At 75.2% G+C, this 14,509-nt stretch carries 16 protein-coding genes and 1 tRNA gene; 4 read left to right on the top strand and 13 right to left on the bottom strand.

Annotated features, from left to right (window positions below; translation table 11 throughout):
• Positions 1 to 49 precede the first annotated feature (49 nt).
• From ACYVKY_RS03000 to rsmI, 4 genes are all read right to left on the bottom strand, one after another.
• Positions 50 to 289 (bottom strand): helix-turn-helix domain-containing protein, encoded by a 240-nt coding sequence (locus tag ACYVKY_RS03000; protein ID WP_460433507.1) that lies wholly within the window; start codon positions 287 to 289, stop codon positions 50 to 52.
• Complete coding sequence (locus ACYVKY_RS02995; RefSeq protein ID WP_460433506.1) at positions 286 to 975, bottom strand: hypothetical protein; 690 nt, start codon at positions 973 to 975, stop codon at positions 286 to 288. Before ACYVKY_RS02995 ends, ACYVKY_RS03000 begins: the two co-directional genes overlap by 4 nt.
• A 66-nt stretch (positions 976 to 1,041) precedes the next feature.
• The gene (locus ACYVKY_RS02990; RefSeq protein ID WP_460433505.1) at positions 1,042 to 2,235 is read right to left on the bottom strand and encodes an aminotransferase class I/II-fold pyridoxal phosphate-dependent enzyme; all 1,194 of its coding nucleotides are present in this window, start codon (positions 2,233 to 2,235) and stop codon (positions 1,042 to 1,044) included.
• A 4-nt stretch (positions 2,236 to 2,239) separates the two neighbouring features.
• Positions 2,240 to 3,094, bottom strand: a complete 855-nt coding sequence (rsmI, locus tag ACYVKY_RS02985) for a 16S rRNA (cytidine(1402)-2'-O)-methyltransferase (protein WP_460433504.1) — start codon at positions 3,092 to 3,094, stop codon at positions 2,240 to 2,242.
• Positions 3,095 to 3,148: 54 nt separating this feature from the next.
• Between rsmI and ACYVKY_RS02980 the strand changes: the two genes are divergently transcribed.
• The 3 genes from ACYVKY_RS02980 to ACYVKY_RS02970 are packed head-to-tail and all read left to right on the top strand — an operon-like array spanning position 3,149 to position 6,391.
• Positions 3,149 to 4,771, top strand: a complete 1,623-nt coding sequence (locus tag ACYVKY_RS02980) for a dolichyl-phosphate-mannose--protein mannosyltransferase (RefSeq protein WP_460433503.1) — start codon at positions 3,149 to 3,151, stop codon at positions 4,769 to 4,771.
• Between the two features lie 37 nt (positions 4,772 to 4,808).
• A complete protein-coding gene (locus ACYVKY_RS02975; protein ID WP_460433502.1) occupies positions 4,809 to 5,678 on the top strand; it encodes a DUF72 domain-containing protein in 870 nt (289 codons plus the stop codon).
• A complete protein-coding gene (locus ACYVKY_RS02970) occupies positions 5,675 to 6,391 on the top strand; it encodes a ZIP family metal transporter (RefSeq protein WP_460433501.1) in 717 nt (238 codons plus the stop codon). Before ACYVKY_RS02975 ends, ACYVKY_RS02970 begins: the two co-directional genes overlap by 4 nt.
• 26 nt (positions 6,392 to 6,417) lie before the next feature.
• Here the strand turns inward: ACYVKY_RS02970 and ACYVKY_RS02965 are convergent, their stop codons facing one another.
• Together ACYVKY_RS02965 and ACYVKY_RS02960 are read right to left on the bottom strand one after the other, a co-directional pair.
• Positions 6,418 to 7,482 carry a hypothetical protein gene (locus tag ACYVKY_RS02965; protein ID WP_460433500.1) on the bottom strand — a complete coding sequence of 355 codons (1,065 nt, stop codon included), beginning with the start codon at positions 7,480 to 7,482 and terminating at the stop codon, positions 6,418 to 6,420.
• Between the two features lie 76 nt (positions 7,483 to 7,558).
• Positions 7,559 to 8,269: a TetR/AcrR family transcriptional regulator gene (locus ACYVKY_RS02960; protein ID WP_460433499.1), complete on the bottom strand. Its 711-nt coding sequence runs from the start codon at positions 8,267 to 8,269 to the stop codon at positions 7,559 to 7,561.
• Between the two features lie 93 nt (positions 8,270 to 8,362).
• Here ACYVKY_RS02960 and ACYVKY_RS02955 point away from each other — a divergent pair, with 93 nt between their 5' ends.
• On the top strand, positions 8,363 to 9,217 hold the full coding sequence (locus tag ACYVKY_RS02955) for a Rossmann-fold NAD(P)-binding domain-containing protein (RefSeq protein WP_460433498.1): 855 nt from the start codon (positions 8,363 to 8,365) through the stop codon (positions 9,215 to 9,217).
• A 172-nt stretch (positions 9,218 to 9,389) separates the two neighbouring features.
• Here the strand turns inward: ACYVKY_RS02955 and ACYVKY_RS02950 are convergent.
• The 7 genes from ACYVKY_RS02950 to galU all read right to left on the bottom strand — a co-directional run bounded on the left by ACYVKY_RS02950 (position 9,390) and on the right by galU (position 14,308).
• Positions 9,390 to 9,462 (bottom strand) — tRNA-Ala (locus ACYVKY_RS02950).
• 68 nt (positions 9,463 to 9,530) lie between these two features.
• Positions 9,531 to 10,382 (bottom strand): hypothetical protein, encoded by an 852-nt coding sequence (locus ACYVKY_RS02945; protein ID WP_460433497.1) that lies wholly within the window; start codon positions 10,380 to 10,382, stop codon positions 9,531 to 9,533.
• Between the two features lie 179 nt (positions 10,383 to 10,561).
• Entirely contained in the window at positions 10,562 to 11,152 is a 591-nt protein-coding gene (locus ACYVKY_RS02940; RefSeq protein WP_460433496.1) for a GNAT family N-acetyltransferase, read from the bottom strand.
• A gap of 14 nt (positions 11,153 to 11,166) precedes the next feature.
• Positions 11,167 to 11,655 (bottom strand): MogA/MoaB family molybdenum cofactor biosynthesis protein, encoded by a 489-nt coding sequence (locus ACYVKY_RS02935; protein ID WP_460433495.1) that lies wholly within the window; start codon positions 11,653 to 11,655, stop codon positions 11,167 to 11,169.
• A 1-nt stretch (position 11,656) separates the two neighbouring features.
• Positions 11,657 to 12,085, bottom strand: coding sequence for a cyclic pyranopterin monophosphate synthase MoaC (gene moaC / locus ACYVKY_RS02930; RefSeq protein WP_460433533.1), 429 nt, complete (start codon positions 12,083 to 12,085; stop codon positions 11,657 to 11,659).
• 41 nt (positions 12,086 to 12,126) lie between these two features.
• Positions 12,127 to 13,371 carry a molybdopterin molybdotransferase MoeA gene (glp, locus tag ACYVKY_RS02925; RefSeq protein WP_460433494.1) on the bottom strand — a complete coding sequence of 415 codons (1,245 nt, stop codon included), beginning with the start codon at positions 13,369 to 13,371 and terminating at the stop codon, positions 12,127 to 12,129.
• A 10-nt stretch (positions 13,372 to 13,381) separates the two neighbouring features.
• Positions 13,382 to 14,308 carry a UTP--glucose-1-phosphate uridylyltransferase gene (gene galU, locus ACYVKY_RS02920; protein WP_460433493.1) on the bottom strand — a complete coding sequence of 309 codons (927 nt, stop codon included), beginning with the start codon at positions 14,306 to 14,308 and terminating at the stop codon, positions 13,382 to 13,384.
• Between the last annotated feature and the right edge of the window lie 201 nt (positions 14,309 to 14,509).

Genomic DNA, 14,509 nt, shown 5'->3' with positions numbered 1-14,509 from the left:
GGCGGACCGGGAAGTGTCCGCACGTTCGTGCGACTTCGCCCCCTGCCGGTCAGCCGCGCGGCGGGTCGACGCTCAGGACGTCACCCGGTTGGCAGCCCAGCACGTCGCACACGGCGGTCAGGGTGGAGAAGCGCACCGCCCGCGCACGGTTGTTCTTCAGCACCGACAGGTTGGCGACCGTGACGCCCGCGCGCGCTGCCAGCTCGACCAGGGTCATGCCGCGCTCCTCGAGCAAGCGGTCCAGGTGCGAGCGCACCCGGTGCAGGTCGTCGACGTCGTCCGGGCTCACACCAGGCCCTCGACGTCGTGCGCGAGCCGCTCCCCCCGCCGGAAGGTCTCGGCCAGCACGAGCAGGGCCGCGCCGACGACGAACGGGGCGAAGGACCAGTCGACGACCACCTGCCACGCGGCCGGGTGGGCGATGCCGGTGCGGGCGACGACGGCGGCGGCCGCCCAGGCCGGCAGCAGCGGTGCGAGCGCCGCGTAGGCCCACACGACCGCGGCGGCGAGGGCCAGCCGGCGCGAGCCGCGGTCGCGGAACGGCGCGCCGTCGGCGAGCGCTCGCAGGACGGGCAGCAGCAGGAGCGCGCACGCGCCGACGGTGAGGCCCAGCAGCGCGACGTCGCCCCGGGAGAGCAGCTGCTCGGCCACGGTCGACCCCGTTGCACTGAGGACCAGCCGGTCGTCGACCACCCGCACCAGCACGCCCTCGGGCCAGCCGTCGGTGTCGACCACCGGCACGGGCGGCGCCGGGTAGAGCACCCGCTCGGAGTTGGCCTCGGGGCCGTAGGGCAGCAGCTGCAGCGGAACCACCACGGCCGCCGGGGCGCGGGTGGCCGCGTTCACCGCGTAGGCCGGACCCAGCACGGCGGCGGCGATGCCGACCACCGCCAGCACCGTGGCCAGCCCCCCGAGCCCGCGCCCGCTGACGTACGTCCGCCGGTTCCCGGCACCCACCTGCTGCACGGCACCCACCCCATCGCTTGTCGATATGCCTGACGGGAGGGTGACGCATCGATCATCGATGTGTCAACGACGGTGTCAGTGCAGCTCGGGCAGCCCGCGCCGGAGCTGGCGCGCCGCCTGGGCGATGCGGTGCTCGTTCTCGATCAGCGCGAACCGCACGAAGCCGTCGCCCTGCGGACCGAACCCGACGCCGGGCGAGACCGCGACGTCGCAGTCGCGGACGAGCTGGGTGGCGAACTCGATCGACCCGAGGTGCCGGTACGGCTCGGGGATCGGCGCCCAGGCGAACATCGTCCCGCGGGGCTTCGGGATGCTCCAGCCGATGCGCTGCAACCCGTCCCAGAGGGCATCGCGGCGGCGCTGGTAGATCTCGTTCACCTCGAGCGGGTAGTCGACCGCCTCGTCGAGGGTGACCGTCGCGGCGATCTGGATCGGCTGGAACGTGCCGTAGTCGAGGTAGCTCTTCAGCTTCGCGAGGGCCTGCACGACCTCGCTGTTGCCGACGAGGAACGCGACCCGCCAGCCGGCCATCGAGAACGACTTCGTCATCGAGTACAGCTCGACGGCGACCTCCTTGGCACCCTCGCACTGCAGGATCGACGGGGGCATCCAGCCGTCGAACGCCGTCTCGGCGTAGGCGAAGTCGTGCACCAGCACCACGTCGCGCTCGCGCGCCCAGTCGACCAGCCGCTGCAGGTCGGCGAGCTCGACCGTCGCCGTCGTCGGGTTGTGCGGGAACGACAGCACGACCACCCGCGGCTTCGGCCAGCCGTACTCCCAGGCCTCCATCACGTTGCTGACGTAGTCCTCGTCGCCGCTGCCGTCGGGCTTCGGGCCGATCGCGACCTGGCGGGCGTCGGCGCCCGCGAAGTACGGCCCCCAGATGTGGATGGGGTACGACGGCGACGGGACGAGGGCGGCGTCGCCCGGCTGCAGCAGCACCCACATCAGGTGGCTGAAGCCCTCCTTGGCGCCGATCGTCGAGATGATCTCGGTGTCGGGGTCGAGCTCGACGCCGAACCGCCGCTCGTAGAGGCCCGCGACCGCCTTGCGCAGCTTCGGCAGCCCGCGCGAGGACGAGTAGCGGTGGTTGCGGGTGTTGTGCGCGGCCTCGGCCAGCTTCTCGACCGTCAGTGCGGGAGAGGGGATGTCGGGGTTGCCGAACCCGAGGTCGATGACGTCGCGCCCGGCCCGCCGCGCCTCGGTCTTCAGCCCGTCGATGATCGTGAAGACGTACGGCGGCAGGCCCGGGATGCGACGGAACTCCATCGCCTCAGGCTAGTCGTCGGCGCCGGGCGGCGAGCGCGGCGTCGTAGAGACCGCGCACCGGGACGCCGCGCGCGGCCGCCACCGCCTTGGCCGCGTCCTTGAGCCGCTCGCCGCCGGCGGCCCGCTCGAGCACCTCGGCCACCAGGTCCTCGGGGTCGACGTCGCCCGGGGCGGCGCCGGCGACCACGAGCGTCACCTCGCCGAGCACCTCGTGCGCCTCGGCGTGGTCGGCCAGCTCGCCGAGCCCGCCGCGCCGGACCTCCTCGTAGGTCTTGGTGAGCTCGCGGCACAACGCGGCCGGGCGGTCCGCGCCGAACGCCTCGGCCAGCGCGCGCAGGGTGGCGGCGGTGCGGTGGGGGGCCTCGAAGAACAGCAGCGTCCGCGGGTCGTCGACGAGCGCGGCGAGCGCCCGGGCGCGCGGACCCGCCTTGCGCGGCAGGAACCCCTCGAACGCGAACCGGTCGGTCGGCAGGCCGCTGACCGCGAGCGCGGCCAGCGCGGCCGACGGGCCCGGCACGGTGGTGACGGGGACGCCGGCGTCGACCATCGCGCGGGTCAGCCGGTACCCGGGGTCGCTCACGGCGGGCATCCCCGCGTCGGTCACCAGGGCGACCGTCGCGCCGCCCAGCGCCAGGGCGACCAGCTCGGGGGTGGACGACGCCTCGTTGTGCTCGTGGTGGCTCACCACCTTCCCGCCGACCCGGACGCCGAGCGCCGAGGTGAGCCGCCGCAGCCGGCGGGTGTCCTCCGCCGCGACGACGTCGGCCTCGGCCAGCAGCCGCACGAGCCGGGGCGGCGCGTCGTCGGGGTCGCCGATGGGGGTGGCGGCCAGCACGAGGCGTCCGGACGGGGAGGTCACCGGCCGATGGTGCCACTGCCGCGTCGCGGACCGGGCTGCACCTACGATGCGCAGGTGGCGGCGACCGGGGTGCTCGACGAGGCGCGCCGCGGCGACGACGACCCCACCGAGGGGCCGGGCCCGTCCCGGCTCGGCACCGGCGAGGGGCGGCTGCGCCGGCACCTGCTCGGCCGCGTCCCGTCCGACGGGCTCTGGGGGTGGGTCGGGCCGCTGCTCGTGACGGCCCTGGCGTTCGTCATGCGGGTCTGGCACCTGCAGCACCCGCACAAGCTGGTCTTCGACGAGACGTACTACGTCAAGCAGGCGTACACGCTGTGGCAGAACGGGTTCGAGAACCAGTGGCCCGAGGGGTCGGACTCGCGGTTCACCACCGGGGCGCCGGACATCTACCTCGAGGTCGGCGACCGCGCCGTCCACCCGCCCGTCGGGAAGTGGATGATCGCGCTCGGCGAGATGGCGTTCGGCATCGACTCCTCGTTCGGCTGGCGCATCAGCGCCGCCGTCGTCGGGACGCTCATGGTGCTGGTGCTCGCGCGGACGGCGCGGCGGCTGTTCCGCTCGACGCTGCTCGGCTGCACGGCCGGGCTGCTGCTCGCGGTCGACGGCCACCACCTGGTGCTGAGCCGCACCGGCCTGCTCGACGTGTTCCTCGCGTTCTGGGTGCTGTGCGCGTTCTCGCTGCTCGTCCTCGACCGCGACGTCGGACGCCGGCGGCTGGCCGCCGCGGTCGCGCGCGCCGGGGCGGCCGGGCGCGGCGTCGGCGAGCTCGGGCCGTGGATCGGGGTGCGGCCGGTGCGGCTGCTCGCGGCCGTGTGCCTGGGCCTCGCGATCGGCGTGAAGTGGTCGGGCCTGTACTTCGCCGCGGCGTTCTGCCTGATGACCGTGCTGTGGGACATGGGTGCCCGCCGGGCGGCCGGCGTCCGCTCGCCCTGGTGGGGCATGGTCGCCCGCGACGGCGTGCCGGCGGCGCTGCTCATGCTCCCGATCATGGGCCTGACCTACCTCGCGTCGTGGACGGGGTGGATGCGTTCCGACAACGGGTACTTCCGCAACTGGGGCGCCGAGAACCCTTCGGACAGCTGGGTTCCCGACGTCCTGCGGTCGTTGTGGCACTACCACGCCGACATGCTGGCGTTCCACACCGGACTGGCGTCCGACCACCCCTACGAGTCCAAGCCGTGGGCGTGGCTGCTGCAGAGCCGCCCGACGTCGTTCTTCTACGAGTCCCCGAAGCGCGGCGAGCACGGCTGCCCGGTCGACTCGTGCTCCGAGGCGATCACCTCGATCGGCAACCCGCTGATCTGGTGGGCCGCGGCGGCGTCGCTGCTGGTGCTGCTCGCCTGCTGGGTGCTGCGCCGCGACTGGCGCGCCGGCGCGATCCTCGGCGCGTTCGCGGCGGGTTGGCTGCCGTGGTTCCTCTACCCGGAGCGCACGATCTACGCCTTCTACTCGGTGGCGTTCGTGTCCTTCCTGGTGCTCGCCCTCACCCACGTGCTGGGGCTCGTCCTCGGCCCACCGGACGCACCGCCGTCGCGGCGGCGCACCGGTGCGATCGCCGTCGGCGCGTTCGTCGCGGTGGCCGTCCTGGTCTCCGCGTTCTTCTGGCCGGTCTGGACGGCCGAGACGATCCCGTACCAGCAGTGGCAGCTGCGGATGTGGTTCCCGAGCTGGGTCTGACGCGCGTACCCCGGCGGAGCGTGGGCAGGATGCGCAGGTGGCTGTCTCCGTCCACGTCGGCCTGTCGGGCTGGGCGTACCGCGGCTGGCGCGGGACGTACTACCCCCGCGGCCTGCCGCAGCGCCTCGAGCTCGAGCACGCCGCCGCCCGGGTCGGGTCGATCGAGCTGAACGGCACCTTCTACTCGCTGCAGCGTCCGAGCTCGTACCGGTCGTGGGCCTCGCGGGTGCCGGACGGCGTGCTGCTGCCGGTGAAGGGGCCGCGGCTCGTCACGCACATGAAGCGGCTGCGCGACGTCGGTGCGGCGACGGCCCGGTTCCTGTCGTCCGGACCGCTGCTGCTCGGCGAGCACCTCGGCCCGTTCCTGTGGCAGCTGCCCGCCCGCACCGGGTACGACCGCGACCTGCTCGAGCCGTTCCTGCGGGGGCTGCCGCGCACCGAGGGCGAGGCCGCCCGGCTGGCGCGCGAGGCCGACGAGCTCGTCCGCGACCGGTTCGACGAGCCGCCGTGGCGGCGGGCGGCGCCGGGGCGGGCCGACCGCCCGCTGCGGCACGCGCTCGAGGTGCGGCACGAGTCGTTCCGCGACGACGGGTTCGCCGACCTGTGCCGCGAGCTCGACGTCGCCGTGGTCGTCTCCGACGGGGCGGGGCGCTGGCCCGAGCTCGACGTCGTGACGGCCGACCACGTCTACGTGCGGCTGCACGGGTCGACCGAGCTGTACGCGAGCGGCTACTCGCCGCAGGAGCTCGACACCTGGGCCGAGCGGGTGCGGGGGTGGGCCGCGGCGCCCGGCGTCCGGCTCGTCACCGTCCACTTCGACAACGACGCCAAGGTGCACGCGCCGGGCGACGCCGAGGAGCTGTCGGGGCGGCTCGGGCTGACGGCGGGACGGGGGGTGCTCGCGTGAGCGGGACGGTGGCGGCGCTGGTCTGGGGTGCCGTGGCGGCGTCGTCGCTGGTCGTCGGCGCGGTGCTCGGGGTGGTGCGCACCTGGTCCGATCGGGTCGTCGGCATCGTGCTGGGCTTCGGGGCGGGCGCGTTGGTGTCCTCGGTGTCGTTCGAGCTGGCCGAGGAGGGGTTGCGCGTCGGCGGGGCCCTGCCGGTCGCCGCGGGGCTCGCGGTCGGCGCGCTGACCTACTGGGCGGCCGACCGCGCCGTCGAGCGGATGGGAGGCCGGTCGGCCGGGGGCGGTGCCGGGGCGGCGCTGGCGGTGGGAGCGCTGCTCGACGGCATCCCGGAGCAGGCGGTGGTCGGCATCAGCCTCGCGTCCGGTGAGGGGCTCGGCATCGCGCTGCTGGTCGCGGTGTTCGTGTCGAACCTGCCCGAGGCGGTGGGCTCGTCGGCCGACCTGCTGGCGTCCGGCCGGTCGCGGCGCCAGGTGCTGCTGCTGTGGACCGGGGTCGCCGCGCTGTGCACGCTCGCCACCGTCGCCGGCTACCTCACCGCCGACGCCGTGGGCGGCAGCGGACGGGCGGCCGTCGACGGGTTCGCCGCCGGTGCGCTGCTGGTGATGCTGGTCGACTCGATGGTGCCCGAGGCGGTGAGAAAGGCCCGTGACGTCGCGGGCCTCGCCACGGTCGTCGGGTTCGCCCTGGCCGCGGGGCTGTCGCTGCTGGCCTGAGCGGGTCCCGTCCCGGACGAGTGCGGTCAGTCGACGCGCAGGAAGTGCATCGCGACGCGGTGGTCCTCGTCGACGACGTAGGTCATGTGGCCGTCCGGGCCCGGCGCGAGGCCCTCGATCCGGGTCTCGGTCTCGAACCGCTCCAGCATCGTCGCCTCGACGGCGCCGCCACCCGTCCCCGCGGGGAGGGTGAACGCCCAGTGCTCGCTGGTGGCGTCGCGACCACCCGGGTAGTGGTCGAGCAGCGCGGAGTCCTTGTCGACGGCGTCGAGGTTGCCCAGCACGGCGTCGAAGCGGTCGCCGCCCATCGCGGTGAGCGCCCGGAAGCCGACCATCCGCTCGAGCGTGCCGGCGCCCTCGAGCGACCAGGCGGCGACGGCGGTCGGCCAGGTGCCGTCCTCGAACATCTGCGGGACGCCGGCCAGCTCGACCAGCAGCGGCGACCCCGAGGCGGTGGTCGGGAACCGCAGCCCGAGCAGCAGGTTGCCGTTCTCGCGGAACGCCGCGGCCTCGATGTTGATCGGGTGGTCGCCGTCGACGAGACGGGCAGCCCACTTCTTGCCCTTCTTCTCGCCCTTGGCGCGACCGGTGGCGACGAACGCGTGGCCGTACGCGTGCACCGGCTCGATCACCTCGATCGGCGACGCGGCCAGGGCGTCGTTCACGATCCGGTTGACGCGGAACTTGTCGCGCACCACGTGCAGCGGGACCGGGTCGTCGCCGTGCAGGTCGTCGACCGCGAACCGCGCCATCCAGCAGCGGCTCGGGTGCAGCGGACCGCGCTTCTTGCCGTAGTGCGACCCGATGACGTAGGCGTGCGGCCCCCAGACCGCGGACGCCTCCGGGTCGTCGGTCTTCCCGGCCTCCGCGCCGACGTCGGTCGGGATCGGGCGCACCGCCCAACCGTCCTCGAGCGCGGCGCCCGCCGCGTGGGTCAGCAGCCGCAGGTTGTGCTCGACGTGCCCCTCGTCGAGCGAGATCAGGTACGCCGCGTCGGCGCCCTCCCGCTCGAGCAGCCGCGGGTCGGTGAGGGGCAGGAGGTCGGAGGCCTCGTTGAAGTCGAGCTGCAGCTCCACGGTGGTCAGCGCCATGGCGGGAGGGTAGCGACGTCGTACGACCGGACGGGGCGGGACCTCGCGGACGCACGCGGCCACCGCCACCGACGGCTCACGTCGAGGCGACCACCCGGTCGAGCCACTCGGCCAGCAACGCGCGCTCGGCGGCGCTGAGCGCGTCCAGACCCGGCACCGCGGCGCGCATCGCCACCGCGAGCGAGGCGTCGCCGGTGGGCGCGTCGACGTCGGTCAGGACCTGGCGCAGCACCGCCTCGAGCATCTGGTCGGCCAGCTCGGGATCGCGGTCCTCCGGCGAGGTCGCGAGCAGGGTGGCCACGGTGCCGACACCGGCGGCGTGCACGAGGTCGACCGCACGCCGCTCGCCGACGCGCAGCCGTCCGGCCACCGCCAGCCGGTGCACCCGCGTCCGCAGCACCTCGCGGCCGGCAGCGGCCGCGTGGGACCGCGGCGCCCGGCCCGGGTCCTGCAGCAGGTGGAACAGGTCCGGGTTCGCCAGACCGAACGCGATGTGCGAGGCCCACCCCGCGCGCAGGTCCTCGAGCGGGTCGACACCCTCGACCGCCGCCGCGGCCACGGTGTCCGCCTTGGCGACGACGTGCGCGGCCAGGACGTGCTCGGCAACCGCCTCGAGCAGACCGTCCTTGTCACCGAGCAGGCGGTAGATCGCCGGCGCCTGCACGCCGGCGGCCTCGGCGACGCCGCGGGTGGTGACGGCGGCCGCCCCCTGCTCGCGCAGCAACCGCGCGGCGACCTCGACGATGCGGGTGCGGGTCTCGTCCCGTCGCGTTCCTGCGTCCTCCACAGAACGACGATACCGCTTCTCTGGTATCGCTGTGATTCCGCTGTTACGCTCTACTTGTTTCCCTTGATAACCACCTCGAGAGCGGATCATCCAGTGCTCGTCATCACCGGAGCCACCGGCGCCCTGAACGGCGCCACCGTCGACCACCTCCTGCAGCGCGTGGCGCCCGACCGGGTGGCGGTCGTCGTCCGCGACCCCGCCCGGGCGCGCCACCTGGCCGACCGCGGCGTCACGGTCCGCCGCGGCGACTACGCCGACCCGGCCGGACTGCCCGGCGCCTTCGCGGACGCCGAGCAGCTGCTGCTGGTGTCCAGCGGCGACCCCGGCGCCGACGTCGTGGCCCTCCACGGTGCGGCCGTCGCGGCCGCCGCGGAGGCCGGCGTCGGGCGCGTGCTCTACACCAGCCACCAGGGCGCGGCGGCGGACTCGCCCTTCCGCCCGTGCCGCGACCACCACGCCACCGAGACCCTGCTCGCCGCGTCCGGCCTGCCCTGGACCTCGCTGCGGAACGGCTTCTACGCCCACAGCCTGGACTGGCTGGCCGGACCGTGGCGCACGACCGGGCGGATCACCGTGCCGCACGACGGACCGGTGTCGTGGACCGCGCGCGAGGACCTCGCGCAGGCGGCGGCCACCCTGCTCGCCTCGGGGCGCGCCCCCGACGGCCCCGTCACCCTGACCGCCGCCGCGGCACCGACCTTCGCCGGCGTCGCCGCCGAGGCCTCCGACCTGACCGGCCGGGAGGTCGTCGTCGAGACGGTCGACCCGCAGGAGTGGTTGCGGACGCGGGTCGCCGCCGGTGACCCCGAGCCGCGCGCCCGGTTCGTGCTCGGCTTCTACGAGGCCGCCCGGGACGGCGGCTTCGCGGGCACCGACCCACGTCTCGGCGAGCTGCTCGGTCGAGCGCCACGCACCGCGCGCGACGCGCTCGCCGCGACACCGGGGTGAGGCCGGGCACGCGAAAGGGCCCGGCTGCCGCCGGGCCCTTCACGTGGGTGGAGCTGAGGGGACGCCCTCCGGCTCGCTGGCGCTCACCGGTGGGTCCCGGAACCCGAGGGTTCGAGTCCGAGAGCGCCACGCACGCGAAAGGGCCCGGCTGCCGCCGGGCCCTTCACGTGCGTGGAGCTGAGGGGACTCGAACCCCTGACCCCCTCGATGCGAACGAGGTGCGCTACCAGCTGCGCCACAGCCCCATGCCCCCGCTCGGAGGGCTGGATCAGGCTAGCACCGGGCCGCGGGCCGTCCGAAATCGGTTGGGCGCTCAGCCGCCGACGGCGCGGCGGGGCGGGGCGTAGGTGGGGATGTCGTCCTCGTCGACGTCGGCGGCCCGCACGGGGGCGGACGCGGCGACGGGCAGCGCGGGCTGCGCCCGTCCCTGCCAGGCGGGTCGCGCGTGCGGCTTCAGCAGGTACGACGGCAGCGGCACCTGCACCGGCGTCCACTCGCCCGGCTCGGGCTCGCGGTAGGGCACGTCCGCGGCGCGGGCGGCCTCCTCGGCGAGCCGGCGGATGCGGGCGTCGTCCTCGCGGCGGCGGTGCGCGTCCTCGTCGAAGAGCTCGTCGCGGACGTCGACGGGTGCGTCGTCCTCGACGTCGTCGACCACGACGTCGGCGACGGCGGGCTCGTGCACGACGCCCTCGACGACCGGCTCCGGCACCCGGGAGGTCCGGTGCGCGGTGGCGCGCAGTCCGAGCACGACGGCGACGACGACCGCGGCGGCCGGCATCGGCGCCCAGACGACGAGCACCCCGGCGAAGGACAGCGCGGTCAGCACCGGCACGGCGACCAGGGCGGCGAGCAGGAGCAGCCCGGCGGCGGCGCGCACCCGGCGCGGGCGCGGCGACGACGGCGCCAGCGGCACGGGCACCGGCTCGACGTCGTCGTCCTCGGCGGCGGTCAGCTGCTCGAGCCGCGGCGAGCGCAGCACCGGCACGACGGCGCGCTCACGGGGGGCGTCGTCGCGCTCGGCGCGGTGGGTCAGCACCCGCATCGCGGCCGAGAACCGGTCTGCCGTGCGGGAGGTCGACAGGTCCTCGCGCCGGCGCAGCCAGTACGGGACGAGGATCGCAGCCCACAACCCGATGACGACCAGGAAGATGACGCTGCTGTCCACGTCCCGAACGCTAGGTGCCCTCGACGGCCCGCCCCCGGACCGCGCGCGGTGTGTCGCGGCCCCCGACCGGATTGTCTGCAACCGCAGCGAACTCCGCGAGGCGAGCAGCTGCTTGGCGAGGCCCGCACGCCACGTTCAGGTGGTGGTCGCCAACTGGACGTGGTGGACGAACAGGGGGGTCAGCGGTTCCACCGGGCCAGCAGGCCGGACGGGACGTCCTCGCGGGTGAGGGCGAAGGTGCGGTGGTCGCGCCAGTCGCCGTCGATGTGCAGGAACCGCTCGCGCAGGCCCTCGTCGCGGAAGCCGAGCTTGTGCACCACCCGCAGGCTGGCCGTGTTCTCCGGGCGGATGTTCACCTCGATGCGGTGCAGGCCCATCTCGAGCAGGCAGTGGTCGACCAGCAGGGCCACCGCCGTCGGGACGATGCCGCGACCGGCGTGGCCGCGGTCGACCCAGTAGCCGATCGCGCCGCTGCGCAGCGAGCCCCACGTCACGGGCCCGAGGCTGACCATCCCGACCAGCCGGCCGTCGACCTCGATGCCGAGCAGCAGGCCCGAGCCCTCGCGGGCGGCGCGGTGGGCCTGGCGCACCATCGAGCCGTAGCCGCGCAGCGGGGTGTCGGGGTCGGGGCTGGTCGCCTCCCACGGGCCGAGCCAGGCGGCGTTGTCCGAGCGCAGCCGCCGCCAGGCGCGGGCGTCGCGGTGGCGCAGCGGGCGCAGCACGACGTCGTCGTCCTCGAGCCGCAGCGGCCACTCGTGCCGTCCGGGCACCTAGTGCTCACCCCTCACGAGGGCGACCGCGGGTGGTCGGACCCCCGCACCTGCGCGACGGCGTGCGCGAGCACCGGGCCGAGCACCTCGAGCGCGTCGCGGCAGCCGCCGGACGAGCCGGGCAGGTTCACCACCAGCGTCGACGCGGCGATCCCGGCCAGCCCGCGCGACAGCATCGCCGTCGGGACGCCCTTGGCGGTGCCGGCCGCGCGCAGCGCCTCGGCGATGCCGGGGACCTCGCGGTCGAGCACCGGGCGGGTCACCTCGGGGGTGCGGTCCGTCGGCGTCAGGCCGGTGCCCCCGCTGGTGAGCACGACGTCGTAGCCGTCGTCGACGGCCTCGCGCAGGGCGTCGCCCACGGGGTCGCCGTCGACGACCACGACCGGGCCGTCGACCGCGAAGCCGAGCGCGCGCAGGCCCTCGACCAGGACGGGGCCCGAGCGGTCCTCGTACACCCCGCCGGCCGCGCGGGTCGACGCCACGAGCACCAGGGCCCGTCCCACCTCACTCGGCGCGCCAGTCACCGGACCGCCCTCCGCTCTTGGCCACGACGCGGACGTCGGTGATGCGGGCCTGCCGGTCGAGCGCCTTGACCATGTCGACCACGGCGAGCCCGGCCACGGCGACGGCGGTGAGCGCCTCCATCTCGATGCCGGTGCGGTCGGCGGTGCGCACGACGGCCTCGATCTCGACGCCGTCGTCGACGACCTCGACCTCGACCTCGACGGCGTGCACCGCCACCGGGTGCGCGAGCGGCACGAGCTCGGGGGTGCGCTTGGCGGCCTGGATGCCGGCCAGCCGCGCCACGGCCAGCGCGTCGCCCTTCGGCACGCCGTCGCCGCGCAGGGCGGCCACGACGGCGGCGTTGCACAGCACCCGCCCGCGCGCCGTCGCCTCGCGCGCGGTCACCTCCTTGCCGCTGACGTCGACCATCCGCGCGTGCCCGCGCGCGTCGACGTGCGGCAGCCGCTCGCTCACCGTCGCCCCCGCTCCAGCAGCAGGCAGCTGACGGTGTCGCCGGCCTCGACCTGCGTGACGTGCTCGGGCACGACCGCCAGGGCGTCGGCCACCGACAGGTCGGCCACCAGGTGCGAGCCCTGCCCGCCGACCGGCTCGACGACCAGCCCGTCCGCGGTGTGCTGCACCCGCACCCGCGCGAACTGCCGCTTGCCCGCCGGCGACGACCAGCCCCGCGCCGCGGTCGCCTCGACGAGCGGGCGGTGCAACGCGCTCTCCCCCAGCATCTTCCGCAGCGCGGGGCGCACGAAGACCTCGAACGAGACGTAGGAGCTCACCGGGTTGCCGGGCAGGGTGAAGATCGGCGTGCCGGTGCCACCGTCGTCCCGGGCGCGGTCGCCGACGGTGCCGAACCCCTGCGGCATGCCGGGCTGCATCGCCACCTTGTCGAAGCGCACCGTGCCGAGCCGCGACAGCACCTCCTTGACGGTGTCGTACGCGCCGGCGCTGACCCCGCCCGTGGTCACCACGGCGTCGGCGCGGACGAGCTGGTCCTCGAGCGCGTCGACGAACGAGCGGGCGTCGTCGGTGACCATCGGCGCCCGGTAGGCGATCGCCCCGGTGTCGGCGACCGCCGCGGCGAGCGCGTACGAGTTCGACTCGTGGATCTGCCCGTCGCGCAGGCGTCGTCCGGGCTCGACCAGCTCGGACCCGGTCGACATCACCACCACGCGCGGGCGCGGGTGCACCCGCACCCGGTCGTGGCCGGTGGCCGCGAGCAGACCGAGGTGGCGAGGCGTCAGCCGGGTGCCGGGCTCGACCAGGCGCTCGCCCTGCACGACGTCCTCGCCGACACGGCGGACGTTGCGGCCGGACTCGACCGGGCGCGTGATCGCGACCCGCACGGTGCCCGCGTCGGTCCACTCGACCTGGACGACCGCGTCGGCGCCCGGCGGGACGGGGGCGCCGGTCATGATGCGCACCGCGCTGCCCTGAGCCATCGCGGGCACCTGCCGCACGCCGGCGGGGAGGTCGCCGACGACGGGCAGCACCACCGGCGACGACTCCGACGCGGACGCGACGTCGGCCGCCACCACGGCGTAGCCGTCCATCGAGGAGTTGTCGAACCGCGGCAGGTCGACGGCGGAGTCGACCGGCGCGGCCAGCACGCAGTCGAGCGCCTCGGGCAGCGCCACGTCGATCGCGGGCAGCGGGTGCACCGCCGCGAGGATGTCGGACAGGTGGTCGTCGACCGACCTCATGCGACCGGCCTCATCCGGTGAAACCCCGTGCCACGTAGCCCTCCAGCCACTCGCGCAGGTCGGGGCCGAGGTCGTCGCGGTCGCTCGCGATGCGGATGACGGCCTTGAGGTAGTCGAGCCGGTCGCCGGTGTCGTAGCGGCGCCCGCGGAACACCACGCCGTGCACGCCGCCGCCGTCGGCCGGGTCGGCACCGGCCAGCACCTGCAGGGCGTCGGTGAGCTGGATCTCGCCACCTCGCCCGGGCTCGGTGCGCTCGAGGACGTCGAACACCGCCGGGTGCAGCACGTACCGGCCGATGACGGCCAGGTCGGACGGCGCCTCGGACGGGTCGGGCTTCTCGACCAGGTCGGTGATGCGCACGACGTCGCCGTCGGAGGCGGCCTCGTCGACCGCGGCGCAGCCGTACATGCCGATCTGCTCGTGCGGCACCTCGAGCAGCGCGACGACCGAGCCACCGCGCTCGGCCTGCACCTCGAGCATGGTCCGCAGCAGGGGGTCGCGCTCGTCGATCAGGTCGTCGCCGAGCAGCACCGCGAACGGCTCGTTGCCGACGTGCCGCCGGGCGCACAGCACGGCGTGGCCCAGGCCGCGCGGGTTGCCCTGGCGCACGTAGTGGATGTCGCCGAGCGCCGTGGACGCCTGCACCCGGGCCAGCCGGTCGTCGTCGCCCTTGGCCTCGAGCGCCTGCTCGAGCTCGACGGCGTGGTCGAAGTGGTCCTCGAGCGAGCGCTTGCTGCGGCCGGTGATCATCAGGACGTCGTCGAGGCCGGCCGCCACGGCCTCCTCGACCACGTACTGGATCGCGGGCTTGTCGACGACCGGCAGCATCTCCTTGGGGGTCGCCTTCGTCGCGGGCAGGAAGCGGGTGCCCATCCCGGCCACCGGGATCACCGCCTTGCGCACGCGGACCGGCGAGGACGAGGGGGTGTCGGTCATGGCCGCAGGCTAGCCGTCCGTCCACGCGACGGCAGACTGGCCGGGTGGGCGAGGACGACGCGAAGCGCGGGCTGCGGCAGCAGGTGCGCGCGCGTCGCGCCGCCCGGCTGGGGGACCCGGCGGGAGCGACGGACGCGGCGCAGGCCCTGCGGCGGTCCGGGCTCGCGGCGCCACCCCTGGTCGCGGCCGCCCGGGACGGCC

The sequence above is a fragment of the Angustibacter speluncae genome (genome assembly GCF_054777815.1).
Note: the sequence above shows the minus strand (reverse complement) of the source record. Positions and strands in the feature narration are given on the sequence as shown.

Bases quoted from the DNA above. Each gene is read 5' to 3' on its own strand.
- ACYVKY_RS02965 (WP_460433500.1), bottom strand. From the start codon at position 7,482: ATGGCGCTGACCACCGTGGAGCTGCAGCTCGACTTCAACGAGGCCTCC.
- ACYVKY_RS02990 (WP_460433505.1), bottom strand. From the start codon at position 2,235: ATGGAGTTCCGTCGCATCCCGGGCCTGCCGCCGTACGTCTTCACGATC.
- galU (WP_460433493.1), bottom strand. From the start codon at position 14,308: ATGACCGACACCCCCTCGTCCTCGCCGGTCCGCGTGCGCAAGGCGGTG.
- glp (WP_460433494.1), bottom strand. From the start codon at position 13,371: ATGAGGTCGGTCGACGACCACCTGTCCGACATCCTCGCGGCGGTGCAC.
- moaC (WP_460433533.1), bottom strand. From the start codon at position 12,085: ATGGTCGACGTCAGCGGCAAGGAGGTGACCGCGCGCGAGGCGACGGCG.